Below are 16,407 nucleotides of genomic sequence, written 5' to 3' on the forward strand. Positions count from 1 at the left end.
CGGGTGGGGGTACCCGGAGTGCGCGGCCGGCTGCCGGGGGGCGTAGCCGCCGTGGGGCTGGGCATCCGGTGCGGGGTACGTCAACGCAGGCCCTCCGAGGCCAGAGCCGAGCGCTGCCGCAGCCTGGAGCGTGACGGCAGGACACGGATCAGGAAGGCGAGCAGGCACGCGCCCGCTCCGCCCGCCACGACGACCGCGACGACGTCGAGATGGCGTGGTTCCGGATGCACCGTGAAGACATGGAGCCAGATCAGGAGGAACGCCGCGTAGGCGAGCTGGTGGAACCTCAGCCACCGGTGGTACCCCAGCCGCTGCTGCAGCCACACCGAGCAGCCGACCGCGATCCCCAGTTCCGTTCCCAGAATCCCGAACCCCACCGGCAGCCGCTGCAGACCGCCGGTGAAGGGCAGGGTGAGTTCACTCACCCCGATATGCCAGATCGGCTGGTAGAGGAAGGTGACGCCGTGAATGGCGCCGAAGATCAGCGCGGACAGCGCCAGAGTCATGTGGGCTCCGTAGACCGTCGCCCGGTTGACCGTGCGCTGCAGGAACCTGAGCCGCAGTACGACGCCGAACAGCACCGTGGCCACCATCAGGGTGTAGGAGATCAGGGCCGCGAGGCGGGCGATCTCGTGCACGCCGGTGTCGTACGCGATGTGCCGGTTGTAGGCGTCCAGGGGCGAGCCGGGTATCGGGGCGGAGGACACTGCTGCGGACGCCTCCGGCGCGACGGCGACCGGCAGGACGAGCACCAGCAGCAGCGCGGCGATGCGGCCGGCCGATGCGAGCGCTCCGCGCCGTCCGTACGGAAAAGTGGATTTTTCGATCACGCCTGAATTCCCTGCTCCTCCGTGCCGGGGCAATGTGACGGAACAAGCGTGGCGGTATTCGTATGGACGTGCATCCGCCCCCATGATGCGCTTTCACGCGATTGCCCGACACCGTTTCCGCCGGCTCGGGAAACCTCGGCCCAGGCCACTCGCCACTTCGAACGGAGACGCTACACCATGGGTCTCCTGTGACTCTTTCGCTCACAGGGCATCCACGAGATGCGCACATCCCCGAGGGCACCGGCGAACAATACGCACACAAGGTGCGTATCCGCACCGGTCCGCGGGTCGTCCGCGGTACGGCATATACCTCTCCTCAGTGCATAGCGGGATCGATGTGCCACGTTCGAGGAGTGAGCGCGGGGAGCCCGGCTGGGAGCACTCCCTGTCTCGTGCCGAAGACTCAGAGGAATCTCAGAAGTTGTGCACGGCGCGCTCCAGGCGATTCGCCTGCTGTGCCCGCTTTCCGCCGGATGTCATCTTGGGACTTTCATTCCTGCCTGGGCGACCCGTCGGCGGGCGCAGGGCTATGGAAAAGAGCCGGACCCGATGCCGGGTCCGGCTCTCTGCGTGTGGTTGGGGAATCGGCGGGTCGGGACCGGCCGTTCTGACTTCCGGGAGGCGGAACGCTAGTCCTGCTTCTTGCGTCGGCTCCCGAACACGATCTCGTCCCAGCTCGGCACCGTCGCCCGCCGCCCCGGACGGACCCCGTCCGCCTCGGCCTGGCGGTCCGTTGAGCCGACCAGCCGGTCGCGATGGGCGCCGACCGAACGCGGCATCAGGACGTCGGCGTACGCGGAGCCCGCGCCGGCGCTGGCAGCGGGCGGTGCCGCCTCGTCCGCCTCGGACGCGTCGGGTTCGGCATCCGTGGCCGCGGTCGCGGTCGCCGTGTCGGGCGTGGTGGAGGGCGGCCCGGCCTGGGCCGGCACGACCATGTCGCCGCGGAAGCTGGGTACCGCCTCCAGGAGGCTGGTCAGGGAGTCGCGCTCTTCCTCCGCGCGCTCCTCGGCGGTGCGCTCTGCCCGCTCCGTCCGCTCGGTGCGGTCGGCCCGGTCCAACGCCCGGTCGCGCGGCAGCCGCGCGATCCTCGGCACGAAGGGGTAGCTCGGCTCCTGTGCCGGCTCCTGGGTCGTCTCCCCGATGAGTGCGCGCGCCTCGTCGTCCACGGCCTGGACGAGCCGGCGCGGCGGGTCGTACGTCCAGCTCGCGGAGTGCGGCTCGCCGGCCACCCGGTAGACGAGGAGGACCTCCCACGTGCCGTCGTCACGGCGCCAGGAGTCCCACAGGACGCTGTCCTTCTCGGCGCCGCGCAGCAGCAACCGCTCGGTCACCGCCTCACCGAGCTGCGGACCGGTGCTCTCGCCCTGACGCCGCACCGCGGTCTTGCGGGCCCGCTCGGCCATGAAGGCGCGCTCCGCCAGCACCGGGCCCTCGAAGCGCCGGACGCGCTCCACGGGGATCCCGGCGAGCTGCGCGACCTCCTCCGCGGTGGCCCCGGCTCGTATCCGCGCCTGGATGTCACGCGGGCGCAGATGGCTCTCGACCTCGATCTCGATCTGGCCCAGCCGCGCGCGGTCGTTGCGAATGGCGGCACGCAGACGTTCGTCGATCGGAAGCGTGTACTCCGTGCTGTCGGCAGCCTTGAGCACCAGTCGTGTGCCGTCGTTGCTGACAGCCACGACACGCAGTTCGGGCACGGTTACCTCCCGGGTGGTGCCTGCCGACGTCACGTGCGTCGCTGCTCCCGATGGACGAGTGTGACCTGCCCGGGTGCAGCCTGCCACAACCTTGCTGAGTTTCCCGGCGTGTCGGGCATGTGCCGTGACACGCCGTTATGGCACGGTTACCTATTTGCAACGCTGAGTGACCAAACGCACCACTCGGCGTCAAGTGCCTCCGGTTCGATCGACGGCACCCCGGGACGAGTGCGCCGTCTCCCCCCGGAGCCAGGATTTGTCACAGTACTCCATTTGGGCCATGTCGGTGGGGCGCCGCGCCGTCGAACTTCGCGCACGCCAAGGGAGTTGGGGCAGGATCTTCGCAAAAACCCCACAAGCGGAACTATTCGCCGAGCACCCGCCGCAGGTAGTCGTTGCGGAACAGCCGGTCCGGGTCGAGCCGGTCGCGCAGGGCGGTGAACTCCGGGAAGCGCGGGTAGGCCTCGGCGAAGTACTCCGCGTCCCGGGTGTGGATCTTGCCCCAGTGAGGGCGGCCCTGATGGGCGGTCATGATCTGCTCGACCGCGGTGAAGTACTCCTGGTACCGGCTGCCGCGGTACATGTGCACCGCGACGTAGGCGGTGTCCCTGCCGGAGGCCGTCGAGAGCGCGATGTCGTCCGCCGGGGCGACCCGCACCTCCACGGGGAAGCTGATCCTGAACTCCGACGACTCGACCATGGACTTCAGTTCGCGCAGCACCTCCACCGCGGCCTCGCGCGGCACCGCGTACTCCATTTCCACGAAACGCACACGCCGCGGGTGGGTGAACACCTTGTACGGGATGTCGGTGTAGGTGCGGGCCGACAGGGCCCGGCTGGAGACCTGGGCGATGCCCGGGATGAGGGAGGGCGCCGCCCGGCCCAGGGCGCAGGCCGCCTGGAAGACCCCGTTGGACAGGAGCTCGTCGTCGATCCAGCCGCGCACCCCCGGGACTGGGGCGGCGGGGCCCTGGCTGCGGTTGTTCCGCTTGGTGTTGCAGCCGTCGGTGTGCGGGAACCAGTAGAACTCGAAGTGCTCGTTCTCCTCGACCAGCTGGTCGAACTCGGCGACCACCCGGTCGAAGCGCATGGGTTCCTCGCGCGCGGCGAGAAGGAAGAGCGGCTCGACCGCGAAGGTGATCGCGCTGACCACGCCGAGCGCCCCCAGCCCGATCCGGGCGGCGGCGAAGACCTCGGCGTTCTCCCGCGCCGAGCAGCGGAGCACCGAACCGTCGGCGAGCACCAGTTCCAGCGCCTTGATCTGGGCGGCTATGGAGCCCGAGTCGCGGCCCGTGCCGTGGGTACCGGTGCTGGTCGCGCCGGCCACGGTCTGTTCCATGATGTCGCCCATGTTCGTGAGCGACAGGCCCTCGGCGGCGAGCATCGCGTTGAGGTGCTTGAGCTGGACACCCGACTCCACCGTGATCGTGCCGGCCTCGCGGTCGATGTCCCGCACCGCGGTCATCCGCTCGGGCCGGATCAAAACGCCCGAGGTCGCCGCGGTCGAGGTGAAGGAGTGCCCGGTGCCCACCGCCTTGACCGGGAGCCCGTCGGCGGCCGCCTTGCGGACCACGGCCGTCAGTTCGTCCACCGAGGCGGGCGACTCGGTCCGCGCGGGCAGGGCCCGCACGTTGCCCGCCCAGTTATGCCATGTGGTCTTCCCGGCGGTCCTGCTCGTCGTACCCATGCGCACGCGTCCCCTCCAGCTCCGGCGCCGGCTCCAGCCGGCGGTACCCCAGGAAGGCCGCCACCACGGCGAGAGCCGCGGCGGAGGCGGGTACCGCGAACGCGGCCCGGGCCCCCGCCGCGTCGATCACCCACCCGGCCAGAGAGGCGCCGAGCGCCACACCGACCGCGAGCCCCGTGCTCGTCCACGTCATGCCCTCGGTCAGTTTCGCGCGCGGTACCAACTGCTCGACGAGCGCCATGGTGGTGACCATCGTCGGTGCGATGGACAGGCCCGCGACGAACAGCGCCACGGCCAGGAACGGCAGGTTCCCGACCAGTAGTGGCGGGATCATACTCACCGCCATGGCCGCCACCCCCAGCAGGAACCGGCGGGAGGCCGTTCCCGTCGGCCTCATCAGGCCGAAAAGCACACCCGCGAGGCAGGAACCCGCCGCGTAGACCGCCAGCACCACGCTCGCCGCGGCCTTGTGGCCCTGCTCCTCGGCGAAGGCCACCGTGTTCACGTCCACGGCGCCGAAGATCGCCCCGGTCGCGACGAAGGTCAGCACGAGCACCTGCAGTCCGCCCGAGCGCAGCGCGGATCCGGGGGAGTGCTGCTCGCGCGGGTGCGGCGGCGGCTCCGTGGCGCGCTGCACCGTCAGCAGCCACACCCCGGCCGCCAGGAAGAGCACCGCCAGCAGCGGCCCCGCCTCCGGGAACCAGATGGTGCACAGCCCGATCGACAGGATCGGGCCCACGATGAAGCAGACCTCGTCGACGACGGACTCGAAGGAGTAGGCGGTGTGCAGCAGCGCCGGCGACCCCCGGTGGATCATGGCCCACCGCGCCCGCACCATGGCGCCCAGGCTCGGTGTCGTCCCCGCCGACGCGACGCACGCGAAGAGCGTCCAGTCCGGAGCCCCGGTCCTTACGCACACCAGCAGGCCCGCCACCGCCAGCACCGTGATCCCGGCGGCCGGGCGCAGCACCCTGCGCTGCCCGTAGCGGTCGACCAGGCGGGAGACCTGCGGGCCCAGCGCCGCCCCGGCCAGCGCCAACGTGGCCGCGAGCCCGCCCGCGACCCCGTAGCGGCCGGTGACCTGGGACATCATCGTCACGATGCCGATGCCGAGCATGGACAGAGGCATCCGGCCGATGAAGCCGGCCGCCGAGAAACCCCTCGTCCCCGGAATGGAGAAGATCGCGCGATAGGGACTGGACACAGGGCGCTCCACGGCTACGTCGCCGATGTTCAGGGGGTTCAGGTAAGGAATGTGACTGCGTCACACAGCTTACAAAGGGAGCGCAAGCGATTTTCGCCGGTTCCTCGGCCGCCGCCACCGGGTGGGAGGATCGGAACATGTCCGATCACACCGAGGCCGGCACCGCCGCTCCGTACGACGCACTGCTCCTGCTGTCCTTCGGGGGGCCCGAAGGGCCCGACGACGTCGTCCCCTTCCTGGAGAACGTCACGCGCGGCCGGGGCATCCCCCGTGAGCGCCTGAAGGAGGTGGGGCAGCACTACTTCCTCTTCGGCGGGGTCAGCCCCATCAACGCGCAGAACCGCGAACTGCTGGAGGCGCTGCGCAAGGACTTCGCCGGGCACGGCCTCGACCTGCCCGTCTACTGGGGCAACCGCAACTGGGCGCCCTACCTGACCGACACCCTGCGCGAGCTGGCCGAGGACGGCCACCGCCGGGTGCTGGTCCTGGCCACCAGCGCGTACGCCTCCTACTCCGGCTGCCGGCAGTACCGCGAGAACCTCGCCGACTCCCTGGCCGCCCTCAAGGCCGAGGGCCGTCCCGTGCCCCGCGTGGACAAGCTGCGGCACTACTTCAACCACCCCGGCTTCGTCCGGCCCATGATCGACGCGGTGCTGACCGCCCTCGCCACGCTCCCCGAGGACGTCCGCGACGGGGCCCACCTGGCGTTCACCACCCACTCGATCCCCACGGCCGCCGCCGACACCTCGGGACGGCCCGAGGCGCACACCGAGGACGGAGCCGGCGGCGCCTACGTCGCCGAGCACCTGGACACCGCCCAGGTGATCGCCGATGCCGTCCGCGAGGCCACCGGCACCGACCGCCCGTGGAAGCTCGTCTACCAGTCCCGCAGTGGCGCTCCGCACATCCCGTGGCTGGAGCCGGACATCTGCGACCACTTGGAGGAGCTGCACGCCTCCGGGGCCCCCGCCGCCGTCATGGTGCCGATCGGATTCGTCTCCGACCACATGGAGGTCAAGTACGACCTCGACACCGAGGCGACCGCCAAGGCCGCGGAACTGGGCCTGCCCGTCGCCCGCGCCGCCACCGTGGGAGCGGACCCGCGCTTCGCCGCCGCCGTGCGCGAGCTGGTGCTGGAGCGCGCCGCCACCGAGCGGGGCCTGACCCCCGAGCGGTGCGCGCTGGGGGCGCTCGGGCCCAGCCACGACGTGTGCCCGGTGGGCTGCTGCCCGGCGCGCAGCCCCCGTCCCGCAGCCGCGGGCGCCGAGTGACCGACGTACCCGTAAGCACGAGGAGTACCGTGACCGACCACCTCAAGGACGAACTCCTGGCCGTGGCCGTGGAGGCCGCCCGCAGGGCGGGTGAGCTGCTGCGCGACGGCCGCCCGGCCGACCTCGGCGTGGCCGCCACCAAGAGCAGCCCGATCGACGTCGTCACCGAGATGGACATCGCCGCCGAGAAGCTGATCGCCTCCTTCATCACCGAGCGCCGCCCGGACGACGGGCTCCTGGGCGAGGAGGGCGCCAGCACCCCGGGCAGCAGCGGGGTCCGGTGGGTGATCGACCCGCTGGACGGCACCGTGAACTACCTCTACGGCCTGTCGTCGTGGGCCGTGAGCATCGCGGCGGAGCTGGACGGCGAGACGCTCGTCGGGGTCGTCGAGGCCCCGATGCACGGCGAGAGCTACCGCGCGGTGCTGGGTCGGGGCGCGTGGGTCAACGACCGCGAGGCGGCCGTCCGCCCGGCACCGCCGCTGGAGCAGGCGCTGATCGGCACCGGCTTCGGCTACCTGAAGGAGCGCCGCGAGGGCCAGGCGAGGGTGCTGCGCGAGCTGGTCCCGCGGCTGCGGGACATACGCCGTGGCGGATCCGCCGCCATCGACCTGTGCGACGTGGGTTGCGGCCGCCTCGACGGCTACTACGAGCGCGGTCTCAACCCGTGGGACTACGCGGCGGGCGCCCTGTTCGCCCGCGAGGCCGGTGCCCTGACCGGGGGCCGCCCGGGAGTGGCGGAATCCACGGAGCTGACCGTGGCGGCCCCGCCGGGGCTGTTCGAGCCCCTGCAGCGGCTGCTCGACGAACTCGGGGCCTGGCACGACTGAGGCCGCCGCCTCCGCTGCCTCCGCCGCCGGGCGACGTCCGGCGCCCGGCGCCCGCCGCCGACCGGCGGCGGGCAAGCGAACGCCCCGGCACCTGTCCAGGTGTCCGGGGCGCGGCGTTCGGCTGTGCCGCCCTGGGCGATCTCAGGCGATCTTGGGCAGCACCTGGACGCCGTGCTCAGCGGCGAGGCGGCGCAGGTCCGCCAGCTCGGCCTCCTCGACCTCGGCCAGGAAGTCGTCCCCGTCCTCGCGGGCGCGCAGAAGGTCGGATTCGGTGCTGTGTATGCGCTGCAGGATTCCAGTGGTGAATGCGTCCATCAGGTGGCGCCCCCTCGTCGTCGTGGGTTGACACAGGGATATTCGGGGTCGTGCGATGTGCGGGGTCGTTCACAGGTCTTGTCGGGGACCCCTCGGATCACACAGCGGCTGGTGCCACGGGAGTCACGGACGCCCTGCGGGCGTGATCGGGGGTGTGCAGTCGTCCTCCCCAGGCCCGCCGGAGCAGAAACCTCCGGGACGCGAAGAAATCGGCGCCACCACCTCTTACCCCTGTTTTACGGCCGCCCGGTGCAGGATGGAGGGGCGTTCAGCCTGCACAGGCAGGCTGTGCACGGCTCTTCGAGAAGTGCCTAGGGAAGGAACAGCGCCTTGCGCGTACTGGTCGTCGAGGACGAGCAGCTGCTCGCCGATGCGGTAGCCACCGGACTGCGCCGTGAGGCCATGGCCGTCGACGTCGTCTATGACGGCGGTGCCGCCCTGGAGCGGATCGGGGTCAACGACTACGACGTCGTCGTCCTCGACCGCGACCTGCCGGTCGTCCACGGGGACGACGTGTGCCGCAAGCTGGTGGCACTGGGCCTGCCGACCCGGGTCCTGATGCTGACCGCCGCCGGTGACGTGAGCGACCGCGTCGAGGGCCTGGAACTGGGCGCCGACGACTACCTCCCCAAGCCCTTCGCCTTCACCGAGCTCACCGCCCGCGTACGCGCCCTCGGGCGCCGCACGACCGCGCCGCTGCCGCCCGTGCTGGAGCGCTCCGGGATCAAGCTGGACCCCAACCGCCGCGAGGTGACCCGGGAGGGCCGGCAGGTCCACCTGGCCCCCAAGGAGTTCGCGGTGCTGGAGGTCCTGCTGCGCAGCGAGGGCGCCGTGGTCTCCGCGGAGCAGCTGCTGGAGAAGGCCTGGGACGAGAACACCGACCCCTTCACCAACGTCGTGCGGGTCACCGTCATGACGCTGCGCCGCAAGCTCGGCGAGCCCGCGGTGATCGTCACCGTGCCCGGCTCCGGATACCGGATCTGATCCGCCGTGCCCGCGCCCTCGTCGTCTTCGACGACCCCGCCTGCTCCGCAGGCGGTCCCGCCCAAGCCCACCTGGGATCCCAAGCAGGCCGCCCGGCCCATGCCGCTGCTGCGCCCGACGATCCGGATAAGGCTCACCCTGCTCTACGGCGGCATGTTCCTGATCGCCGGGGTGATACTGCTGTGGATCATCTACATGCTGGCGGCCCAGGCCATCCGCCAGGGCACCGAGGCGCAGTTCCACGTCGAGGCGGGCCGGCTGTCGCTCACCGGGCTGTGCCCCGAGCTTCCCACCGGCCCGACCAATCCCGACGCCTTCAACAAGGCCTACGTCCACTGCCTGGCCGTGCAGCGCGAGTACGCCCTGAATGTCCTGCTGAAGCGCTCGCTGTTCGCCCTCATCGGTCTGGCCGTGCTCGCCTTCGCCTTCGGCTACCTGCTGGCCGGCCGGGTGCTGGCGCCGCTGGGCCGGATCACCCGCACCGCGCGCGGTGTGGTGAGCTCCGACCTGACCCAGCGGATCCACCTGACCGGCCCGGACGACGAGCTCAAGGAACTGGCCGACACCTTCGACGACATGCTGGAGCGCCTGGAGCGGTCCTTCGACGCCCAGCGCCGCTTCGTCTCCAACGCCTCCCACGAGTTGAGAACGCCGCTGGCGATCACCCGCACACTGCTGGAGGTCCAGCTCGCCGACCCCAACGCCTCCCCGGACATGCAACAGCTGGGCAAGAACCTGCTTGCCACCAACACGCGCAGCGAGCAGCTGGTGGAGGGCCTGCTGCTGCTCGCCCGCAGCGACAACGAGATCGTCGACCGCAAGCCGGTGGATCTGGCCGAGGCGGCGACCCAGGCGCTGGAGCAGACCCGCAGCGAGGCCGAGGCCAAGGGCGTGGAGCTGCGCGCCGCGCTGGGCGAGGCCGTCGTGCAGGGCAACGGGGTGCTCCTGGAGCGCATCGCGTTGAACCTGGTGCAGAACGCCGTCCGGTACAACGTCGCGAACGAGGGCTGGGTGGAGGTCGTCACGGGCGTCGAGCCGGGCTCCGCGGTCCTGACGGTCACCAACACCGGGCCCGTCGTCCCCGCGTACGAGATCGACAACCTGTTCGAGCCCTTCCGGCGGCTGGGCAACGAGCGCACGGGCAGCGACAAGGGGGCCGGCCTCGGGCTGTCCATCGCCAAGTCCGTCGCCCGGGCCCACGGTGGAACGATCACCGCGGTCCCGCGCGAGGGAGGTGGCCTGGTCATGCGGGTTGTCATTCCCGTGTGACCCGTCACACGACACCCCCGGGTACATGTTCGCTTTGCGCGGAATTTTGCGGTCTGCGCGCCTCCGGGGCATGCTGTGAGCGATCACACATACGATTTCGGACGCCGGTACTCTCCGTGGTCGCAACCTCCGGGAAAAGAGCGGAAAAATCCATGTTTCCGCAGGTCATGATCACGGGAAGTACACGTGGAGGCGCGAGCAAGGTGCGACAAGTGGGCCGTTTCCGGTCATCACCGGCGGCGGTTGCGATCACCTCTTCGGGGGTGCGGTTGGGTGTCGATTGAGTAACGGCACTTGATGTAAGGCAAAATCTCCGCTTCGGGCCGGGCACAAGACCGGCCTCCCGTGCGTTACGTGCGCTGGAGACACCGCAGACACCCAGAGGGGGAGAGCGATACATGGCTACTGATTACGACACCCCACGCAAGACCGACGATGACGTCAACGAGGACAGCATCGAGGAACTGAAGGCCAGGCGGAACGACAAGTCGACCTCCACGGTCGACGTGGACGAGTTCGACCAGGCCGAATCCCTCGAGCTGCCCGGAGCCGACCTCTCCAACGAGGAGCTGTCGGTCCGGGTGCTGCCGAGGCAGGCGGACGAGTTCACCTGCATGAGCTGCTTCCTCGTGCATCACCGCAGCCAGCTGGCGACGGAGAAGAACGGCAACCCGATCTGCCGCGACTGCGCGGCCTGACGGAAAGCCGGACCGTGGCGAGCGACGACGAGCGAGGCCATGAGGCCTCGCTCGCGGGCGCAACGGAGGGGCCGGCGGGCGATCTCGTCCCGCTCCGTCCCCCCGGCCGTGCAGCAAGGGCACGTGCACGCGCCAAGGCGGCGCTGAACACCTTCGTCGACGGGCTCGTCGAGACGGCCCCGAGGGTCCCCGTCAGGGACCTGGAGACGCTTCGCCGCCAGTTCCCCGGGCTCGGGCCCGAGGAGCTGGCCGACAAGCTGGTGTACGCCGCCACGATGGGCACCGCGACGGTCGGCGCCGGCATCGGCGCCGCCGCCATGCTGCCCACGCCGCCGGCCATGCCGGCGGAGCTGGCCTCGGAGACCCTCGGGGTCGCCCTGGTCGAGTACAAACTCATCGCCGAGCTGCACGAGGTCTACGGGCTGCGCGCCCCGGGTTCACTGCGACAGCGCTCGACGATGTACCTCGCCGAGTGGACCGAGCGGCGCGGGATCGACTTCTCCAAGCCGTCCACGCTGAACATCGCGCTCGGCGGCAGGATGAAGCGCGAACTGCGCCAGCAACTGATGAAGCGCACCATGCGCAACCTGCCGACGCTGACCCCGTTCATGGTCGGCGCGGCCGTCGGTGCCGTGATGAACCGGCGCGACACCAGGAAACTCGCGGAGCAGATCCGCAAGGACCTGCGCCACCGCCAGGTGCCCTGGGGCCTGCTGTCGGCCGAGGAGGAACCCCCGCCCGCGCTCGGGCCCGGCGGCTGACCCGCCCGGCGCCCAGCGCCGTGCGCCGGGGCGCCCCGGGCTCAGACGCGTACGTCCCGCAGGGCCGCGGCGAGGCGCTCGGGTGAGCGCGTCGACAGGTACAGGTAAGGCGTCGGGTCGTCCGGGTCGGTGACCTCGACCTTGAGCGCGGTCGGCACGTAGGCGCGCAGCAGCATGAAGGCGCGCGGATCGGCCTTGTACGACCGCCAGGCCAGGGCCTCGTCCCGGTCCAGCACCGTGGCCTCGCCGAGCGCCGTCACCGGGATCCTGGCGTCCCCGGCCACCAGCGAGCCGGCCACCACCCGCAGCCGCGGCGAGCCGTAGGCGCTGACCAGGGCCGCGCCGACGGCCGTGCCGCCCACGAGCCCGCCGAGCAGTGCCAGCGGCCCGAGGGGCAGCAGGATCAGCGCCAGCGAGATGCCCGCGCCGACGGCGAGCGCCCACCACGAACGCGGCGCGGTGAGCCGCTCCTCATAGGTCATGACGGTCATGACACCCAGCTTGTCATGCCGCCCGGTCAGCGCCCGCCCCGGGACCGCAGCCTCGTCAGCGTGTGCGCGGCGCGCGGGGGCCGGCGCAGCCCCATGGCGATCTGCTTGGCCCAGTCGGTCGCGGCGGTCGGCAGGGCGGCGTCCAGGACGGCGGAGGACCGGGCGTCGGCGCCCACCAGGTAGCGGGGGAGCGGCCGCGGCGCCGTGAGCGCCTTCAGCACCGTGCGCGCCACCGGGCGCGGCGAGGGCAGCTCCCGCTTGACCAGTTCCTCGGCGGCCTCGTACTGGTGCCGGTAGGCCGAGTTGCGGCGCTGCGGGAGCCGGCTCGCGCCGCGCTGCCAGATGTCCGTGCCGTACGAGCCGGGCTCCACCAGCACGACCTTGACCCCGAACGGGGCGGCCTCCATCCGCAGCGCGTCCGTCATCGCCTCCAGGCCCTGCTTGCTGGCGCAGTACCAGCCGAGCAGCGGCATCGAGACCCGCCCGGAGACCGAGGAGATGTTGACGATCCGCCCCGCGCGCCTGGCCCGCATCGTGGGCAGCACCAGGCGGGCGATGCGCGCCGGGGCCACCAGGTTGGTCTCCAGCTGCTGCCGCACCTGCTCGTCGTCGACGTCCTCGATCGCGCCGGGCTGGGCGATCCCCGCGTTGTTCACCACGGCCCACGGGCCGCCGTCCGTCATCGTGGCGATCTCGGTGAACGCCCGGACGGAGGACGTGGCGTCCGTGACGTCCAGGAGCACAGTGCGCACCGACGCGCCGGTGCGCTCCACCGCCTCCCGCAACGCCTCCGCCTTCTCCTGACTCCGTACCGTCCCGATGACGTCGAGACCGGCGTGGGCCAGTTCGAGGGTGATGGCGAGGCCGATCCCGCACCCGGCTCCTGTGACGACGACGGACCTGGGGGTCATGGGGTGCTCCAAGGGAGGGTGCTCCGGTGATGGGCGGGCCGCGGGGCCGGAAGGACAACGGCCGGGCGGCGGGAAACGATCCCGCAGGAGGGTAGGGTCTCCCGCGTGAGTGGAGCTACGACCGACGCCGGCCCGGACCGTCCGGGCCTGACACCGCCGCGCGACGCCGTCGCGCCCGAGCGGCACCCCGACGCCCCCGCCCCCGGCCAGCCGCTGGGCGCGCACTACGACCACTGCTTCGGCTGTGGCGAGGCGCAGCCGCACGGTCTGCACCTGGAGGCCACGGCAGGTGAGGGCGTCAGCGTGACGGCAGAGTTCACCGTCCAGCCCGCCCACCAGGGTGCCCCGGGCCTGGCGCACGGCGGTGTGCTCGCCACGGCGCTCGACGAGACGCTCGGCTCCCTCGCCTGGCTGCTGCGCACCATCGCCGTGACCGGCCGCCTGGAGACCGACTTCGTGCAGCCCGTGCCGGTCGGCGCCACCCTCCACCTGGAGGCCCGCTGCACCGCCGTGGCCGGGCGCAAGATCTACTCCACCGCGGTCGGCCGGATCGGCGGCCCCGACGGCCCCGTCGCGGTCCGCGCGGACGCGCTGTTCATCGAGGTCAAGCTGGAGCACTTCACCGACCACGGCCGCCCCGAGGAGATCCACGCCGCGATGTCCGACCCGGACCAGATCAAGGTCGCGCGCGCCTTCGAGGTGAACCCGTGACCGGCGGCGGTCGCCCCCCGGTCGACGTCCTCATCCACCGTTTGCACGAGGACGTCCCGATTCCTTCCTACGGGCACCCGGGCGACGCCGGGGCCGACCTCGTCACCACCGAGGCGGCCGAACTGGCCCCCGGCGAACGCGCCGTGCTGCCCACGGGGGTGTCGATCGCGCTGCCGGACGGCTACGCCGCCTTCGTGCACCCGCGCTCGGGCCTCGCCGCGAGGTGCGGAGTGGCCCTCGTGAACGCCCCGGGAACGGTTGATGCCGGGTACCGTGGGGAGATCAAGGTGATCGTGGTCAACCTGGACCCGCGCGAGAGCGTACGGTTCGCAGCAGGGGACCGGATCGCCCAACTGGTCGTCCAGCAGGTCGAGCGGGTCCGCTTCCACGAGGTGGCGGAACTGCCCGGTTCGGTACGGGCGGCAGGGGGCTTCGGCTCCACGGGGGGTCATGCCGCGGTGGATGGCTCGCCGGTCGGTCCGTCCGGCAATGGATACGCATCGGTCATCGCTGACCGGGAAGGACAGTGACGTGTTCCGTCGTCGTCGCAAGGAGCGCGGAGACGCCCTCGACGAGCTCGCGGCCGAGAGCCCTGACGAGCTGGCCGAAGACGCCGAGGAGTCGGACGACTCCATGGAGTCCCGTCGGTACAACCTTCCGCCCGCCCCGAGGCCGGACGGCCCGTGGGACGTGAGCGAGGTCAGGGACCCGGCCGAGGGCCGGGTCGACCTGGGCGGGCTGTTCGTGCCCGGTGTCCAGGGCATGGAACTGCGCGTCGAGGTGGCCGGGGAGTCCATCGTCGCCGCGACCGTGGTGCTCCGGGAGAGCGCCGTCCAGCTGCAGGGCTTCGCCGCCCCCAAGTCGGAGGGCATCTGGGGCGAGGTCCGCGACGAGATCGCGTCCGGCATCACCAAGCAGGGCGGCATCGTCGACGAGGTCGAGGGTCCGCTGGGCTGGGAGCTGCGTGCCCAGGTCCCGGTGCAGCTGCCCAACGGGGCCAACGGTGTACAGGTCGTACGCTTCGTCGGCTGTGACGGACCGCGCTGGTTCCTGCGGGGCGTCATCTCCGGGCAGGGCGCCGTCCAGCCCGAGACCGCCGGCCTGCTGGAGCAGATCTTCCGCGACACCGTCGTCGTCCGCGGCGAGTCGCCGATGGCGCCGCGCGACCCGATCGTGCTGAAGCTGCCCAACGACGCCCAGATGGTGCCCGAGGGCATCGCCCAGGAGGAGAGCGGCCGCTTCTCCGACGGCATCGACCCGATGCGCCGCGGCCCGGAGATCACCGAAGTGCACTGAACCCCGGGGCCCGGCGCCCCAGCCTTGCCCTACGCCCGTGGGCCGACCTGTGACAACAGGTCGGCCCACGGGCGTTTTCACAGGTCAGCGGGGTGAACGTCAAAGGGCCGTCAAGGCGTCGTGAGGGCCCGTACGGAAGCCGTCAACGGTGTCCGCGAGCGGCGGGAACGGAGGTTCCCTGGCCTGGTCAACGTCCGATCCAGAGCTAGGAGCACACGATGGCCGACCTGGCCTTCGTGGTCACCACGATCACGGTCTTCGCACTGGTGGCCCTCATCGCCAAGCAGGTGGCGAAGCTGTGAGCGCCGAGAACATCGCCGGCCTCGTCGTCGCCGTCGCCCTGCTGGCCTATCTGGTTCTGGTATTCGTCCGGCCCGAGAGATTCTGAGGCCCGGACATGAGCCCCATTACCGCTGACGTGCTCCAGGTCACCGCCCTCGTCGTGGCGCTGGCGCTGGCGTACCGCCCCCTCGGCGACCACATGGCCGCCGTCTACAGCTCCGACCGGCACCTGCGGGTCGAGCGGCTGGTCTACCGCTGCCTCGGCGCCGACCCGGACGCCGAGCCCGGGAAGATGGCCGGCAACCTCAGGCAGGGCTACGCGATCCTCGCCGCCATGGGCCTGATCTGGGTCGGCTTCGTGACGCTGATGACCTGGGCCGAGTTCGCGCACCCCGGCTCGGCGGACCACATCGCGGGGGCCTGATGGTCGGCCGCACCCCGGAGTACCTGGGCAAGAAGATCGGCACCCGCGAGATCAAGCTCGCCGCCCTCTACATCCTGGTCACCCCGGCCGTGGTCCTGGTCTTCACCGCCCTGGCGATGGCCCTGCCGAACCCGCCGCACTCCATGCTCAACAGCGGGCCGCACGGCTTCTCCGAGGTCCTGTACGCCTACACCTCCGTCGGCAACAACAACGGCTCCGCCTTCGCGGGCCTGAACGCCAACACGCAGTGGTACAACAGCACGCTCGGCCTCGCGATGGTCCTCGGCCGCTTCGTGCCGATGGTCTTCGTCCTGGCCCTGGCCGGCTCGCTCGCCAGGCAGAAGGCCGTGCCCGCGACGGCGGGCACCCTGCGCACCGAGAAACCGCTCTTCGCGAGCCTGCTCGTCGGCGCGATCCTGATCATCACGGGCCTGACCTACTTCCCGGCGCTCGCGCTCGGCCCGCTGGCGGAGGCGGCGCCGACGGTCGCGCTGCCCCTGGACGGGTCGGCGCCGCCGAGCACGAGAGGAACTTCCTCGACGAGAGCCGGCGGCTCGTGCGCCTGCCGGACGTCACCTGAGGCATCGATGACGACCCCGTCCTGCCCGGGCCCTCGACACGTACCGAGGGGAGGGCGTCAAGGGCGCGTCAACGTGTTCCCAGCAGGGGCATCACATCCGATTTGTCCGCTGCTGGGACCATAGGATGCTTACTGTCGGACGCGCCCTGAAGGGGCACGTCACGAG

The 16,407-nt window shown here is 71.3% G+C and carries 18 protein-coding genes and 1 pseudogene; 12 read left to right on the forward strand and 7 right to left on the reverse strand.

Annotated elements, in window-relative coordinates; translation table 11 throughout:
• Window positions 1-80: 80 nt before the first annotated feature.
• The 4 genes from AC3EUJ_RS18365 to AC3EUJ_RS18380 form a co-directional block, all read right to left on the reverse strand.
• Window positions 81-830, reverse strand: a complete 750-nt coding sequence (locus tag AC3EUJ_RS18365; RefSeq protein WP_431962585.1) for a ferric reductase-like transmembrane domain-containing protein — start codon at window positions 828-830, stop codon at window positions 81-83.
• A gap of 629 nt (window positions 831-1,459) precedes the next feature.
• A complete protein-coding gene (sepH, locus tag AC3EUJ_RS18370) occupies window positions 1,460-2,560 on the reverse strand; it encodes a septation protein SepH (protein ID WP_431962587.1) in 1,101 nt (366 codons plus the stop codon).
• A 331-nt stretch (window positions 2,561-2,891) separates the two neighbouring features.
• Complete coding sequence (locus AC3EUJ_RS18375) at window positions 2,892-4,214, reverse strand: D-arabinono-1,4-lactone oxidase (RefSeq protein ID WP_431962589.1); 1,323 nt, start codon at window positions 4,212-4,214, stop codon at window positions 2,892-2,894.
• Window positions 4,171-5,418 (reverse strand): MFS transporter, encoded by a 1,248-nt coding sequence (locus tag AC3EUJ_RS18380; protein ID WP_431962591.1) that lies wholly within the window; start codon window positions 5,416-5,418, stop codon window positions 4,171-4,173. Before AC3EUJ_RS18380 ends, AC3EUJ_RS18375 begins: the two co-directional genes overlap by 44 nt.
• Window positions 5,419-5,555: 137 nt before the next feature.
• Here AC3EUJ_RS18380 and AC3EUJ_RS18385 point away from each other — a divergent pair, with 137 nt between their 5' ends.
• Both AC3EUJ_RS18385 and AC3EUJ_RS18390 read left to right on the forward strand, forming a co-directional pair.
• The gene (locus AC3EUJ_RS18385) at window positions 5,556-6,689 is read left to right on the forward strand and encodes a ferrochelatase (RefSeq protein ID WP_431962593.1); all 1,134 of its coding nucleotides are present in this window, start codon (window positions 5,556-5,558) and stop codon (window positions 6,687-6,689) included.
• Window positions 6,690-6,718: 29 nt separating this feature from the next.
• Window positions 6,719-7,519, forward strand: a complete 801-nt coding sequence (locus AC3EUJ_RS18390) for an inositol monophosphatase family protein (protein WP_431962595.1) — start codon at window positions 6,719-6,721, stop codon at window positions 7,517-7,519.
• Window positions 7,520-7,660: 141 nt separating this feature from the next.
• On the opposite strand, the gene AC3EUJ_RS18395 is transcribed toward AC3EUJ_RS18390, so the two are convergent.
• The gene (locus AC3EUJ_RS18395) at window positions 7,661-7,834 is read right to left on the reverse strand and encodes a hypothetical protein (protein ID WP_319132283.1); all 174 of its coding nucleotides are present in this window, start codon (window positions 7,832-7,834) and stop codon (window positions 7,661-7,663) included.
• Between the two features lie 330 nt (window positions 7,835-8,164).
• On the opposite strand from AC3EUJ_RS18395, the gene AC3EUJ_RS18400 reads away from it, so the two are divergent.
• From AC3EUJ_RS18400 to AC3EUJ_RS18415, 4 genes are all read left to right on the forward strand, one after another.
• Window positions 8,165-8,818, forward strand: a complete 654-nt coding sequence (locus AC3EUJ_RS18400; RefSeq protein WP_431962597.1) for a response regulator transcription factor — start codon at window positions 8,165-8,167, stop codon at window positions 8,816-8,818.
• Window positions 8,819-8,917: 99 nt separating this feature from the next.
• Window positions 8,918-10,087 carry a sensor histidine kinase gene (locus tag AC3EUJ_RS18405; RefSeq protein WP_431962599.1) on the forward strand — a complete coding sequence of 390 codons (1,170 nt, stop codon included), beginning with the start codon at window positions 8,918-8,920 and terminating at the stop codon, window positions 10,085-10,087.
• A gap of 398 nt (window positions 10,088-10,485) precedes the next feature.
• Window positions 10,486-10,785 carry a DUF4193 domain-containing protein gene (locus AC3EUJ_RS18410; protein WP_018561848.1) on the forward strand — a complete coding sequence of 100 codons (300 nt, stop codon included), beginning with the start codon at window positions 10,486-10,488 and terminating at the stop codon, window positions 10,783-10,785.
• Complete coding sequence (locus AC3EUJ_RS18415) at window positions 10,707-11,546, forward strand: hypothetical protein (protein ID WP_431962727.1); 840 nt, start codon at window positions 10,707-10,709, stop codon at window positions 11,544-11,546. Before AC3EUJ_RS18410 ends, AC3EUJ_RS18415 begins: the two co-directional genes overlap by 79 nt.
• Window positions 11,547-11,587: 41 nt before the next feature.
• Here AC3EUJ_RS18415 and AC3EUJ_RS18420 read toward each other — a convergent pair whose 3' ends face one another.
• Both AC3EUJ_RS18420 and AC3EUJ_RS18425 read right to left on the reverse strand, forming a co-directional pair.
• The gene (locus tag AC3EUJ_RS18420) at window positions 11,588-12,037 is read right to left on the reverse strand and encodes a DUF3093 domain-containing protein (RefSeq protein WP_431962601.1); all 450 of its coding nucleotides are present in this window, start codon (window positions 12,035-12,037) and stop codon (window positions 11,588-11,590) included.
• A gap of 26 nt (window positions 12,038-12,063) precedes the next feature.
• On the reverse strand, window positions 12,064-12,948 hold the full coding sequence (locus AC3EUJ_RS18425; protein WP_431962603.1) for an SDR family oxidoreductase: 885 nt from the start codon (window positions 12,946-12,948) through the stop codon (window positions 12,064-12,066).
• A 105-nt stretch (window positions 12,949-13,053) separates the two neighbouring features.
• Between AC3EUJ_RS18425 and AC3EUJ_RS18430 the strand changes: the two genes are divergently transcribed.
• The 6 genes and pseudogenes from AC3EUJ_RS18430 to AC3EUJ_RS18455 form a co-directional block, all read left to right on the forward strand.
• Window positions 13,054-13,659, forward strand: coding sequence for a PaaI family thioesterase (locus AC3EUJ_RS18430; RefSeq protein ID WP_431962605.1), 606 nt, complete (start codon window positions 13,054-13,056; stop codon window positions 13,657-13,659).
• Window positions 13,656-14,189: a dUTP diphosphatase gene (dut, locus tag AC3EUJ_RS18435; protein WP_431962607.1), complete on the forward strand. Its 534-nt coding sequence runs from the start codon at window positions 13,656-13,658 to the stop codon at window positions 14,187-14,189. The genes AC3EUJ_RS18430 and dut overlap by 4 nt, the downstream gene beginning before the upstream one ends.
• Window position 14,190: 1 nt before the next feature.
• Window positions 14,191-14,955, forward strand: a complete 765-nt coding sequence (locus AC3EUJ_RS18440) for a DUF3710 domain-containing protein (RefSeq protein ID WP_431962609.1) — start codon at window positions 14,191-14,193, stop codon at window positions 14,953-14,955.
• Between the two features lie 298 nt (window positions 14,956-15,253).
• A complete protein-coding gene (kdpF, locus tag AC3EUJ_RS18445; protein WP_431962611.1) occupies window positions 15,254-15,343 on the forward strand; it encodes a K(+)-transporting ATPase subunit F in 90 nt (29 codons plus the stop codon).
• A gap of 9 nt (window positions 15,344-15,352) precedes the next feature.
• A complete protein-coding gene (locus AC3EUJ_RS18450) occupies window positions 15,353-15,661 on the forward strand; it encodes a hypothetical protein (RefSeq protein WP_431962613.1) in 309 nt (102 codons plus the stop codon).
• Window positions 15,655-16,134, forward strand: a pseudogene (locus AC3EUJ_RS18455) (potassium-transporting ATPase subunit KdpA); the annotation flags it as partial. The gene AC3EUJ_RS18450 and the pseudogene AC3EUJ_RS18455, both read left to right, overlap by 7 nt.
• Between the last annotated feature and the right edge of the window lie 273 nt (window positions 16,135-16,407).

The sequence above is a fragment of the Actinacidiphila sp. bgisy160 genome (genome assembly GCF_057707815.1).

Bases quoted from the DNA above. Each gene is read 5' to 3' on its own strand.
- AC3EUJ_RS18405 (WP_431962599.1), top strand. From the start codon at position 8,918: ATGCCGCTGCTGCGCCCGACGATCCGGATAAGGCTCACCCTGCTCTAC.
- AC3EUJ_RS18375 (WP_431962589.1), bottom strand. From the start codon at position 4,214: ATGGGTACGACGAGCAGGACCGCCGGGAAGACCACATGGCATAACTGG.
- AC3EUJ_RS18425 (WP_431962603.1), bottom strand. From the start codon at position 12,948: ATGACCCCCAGGTCCGTCGTCGTCACAGGAGCCGGGTGCGGGATCGGC.
- AC3EUJ_RS18385 (WP_431962593.1), top strand. From the start codon at position 5,556: ATGTCCGATCACACCGAGGCCGGCACCGCCGCTCCGTACGACGCACTG.
- AC3EUJ_RS18420 (WP_431962601.1), bottom strand. From the start codon at position 12,037: ATGACCGTCATGACCTATGAGGAGCGGCTCACCGCGCCGCGTTCGTGG.
- AC3EUJ_RS18450 (WP_431962613.1), top strand. From the start codon at position 15,353: ATGAGCCCCATTACCGCTGACGTGCTCCAGGTCACCGCCCTCGTCGTG.
- AC3EUJ_RS18410 (WP_018561848.1), top strand. From the start codon at position 10,486: ATGGCTACTGATTACGACACCCCACGCAAGACCGACGATGACGTCAAC.
- AC3EUJ_RS18395 (WP_319132283.1), bottom strand. From the start codon at position 7,834: ATGGACGCATTCACCACTGGAATCCTGCAGCGCATACACAGCACCGAA.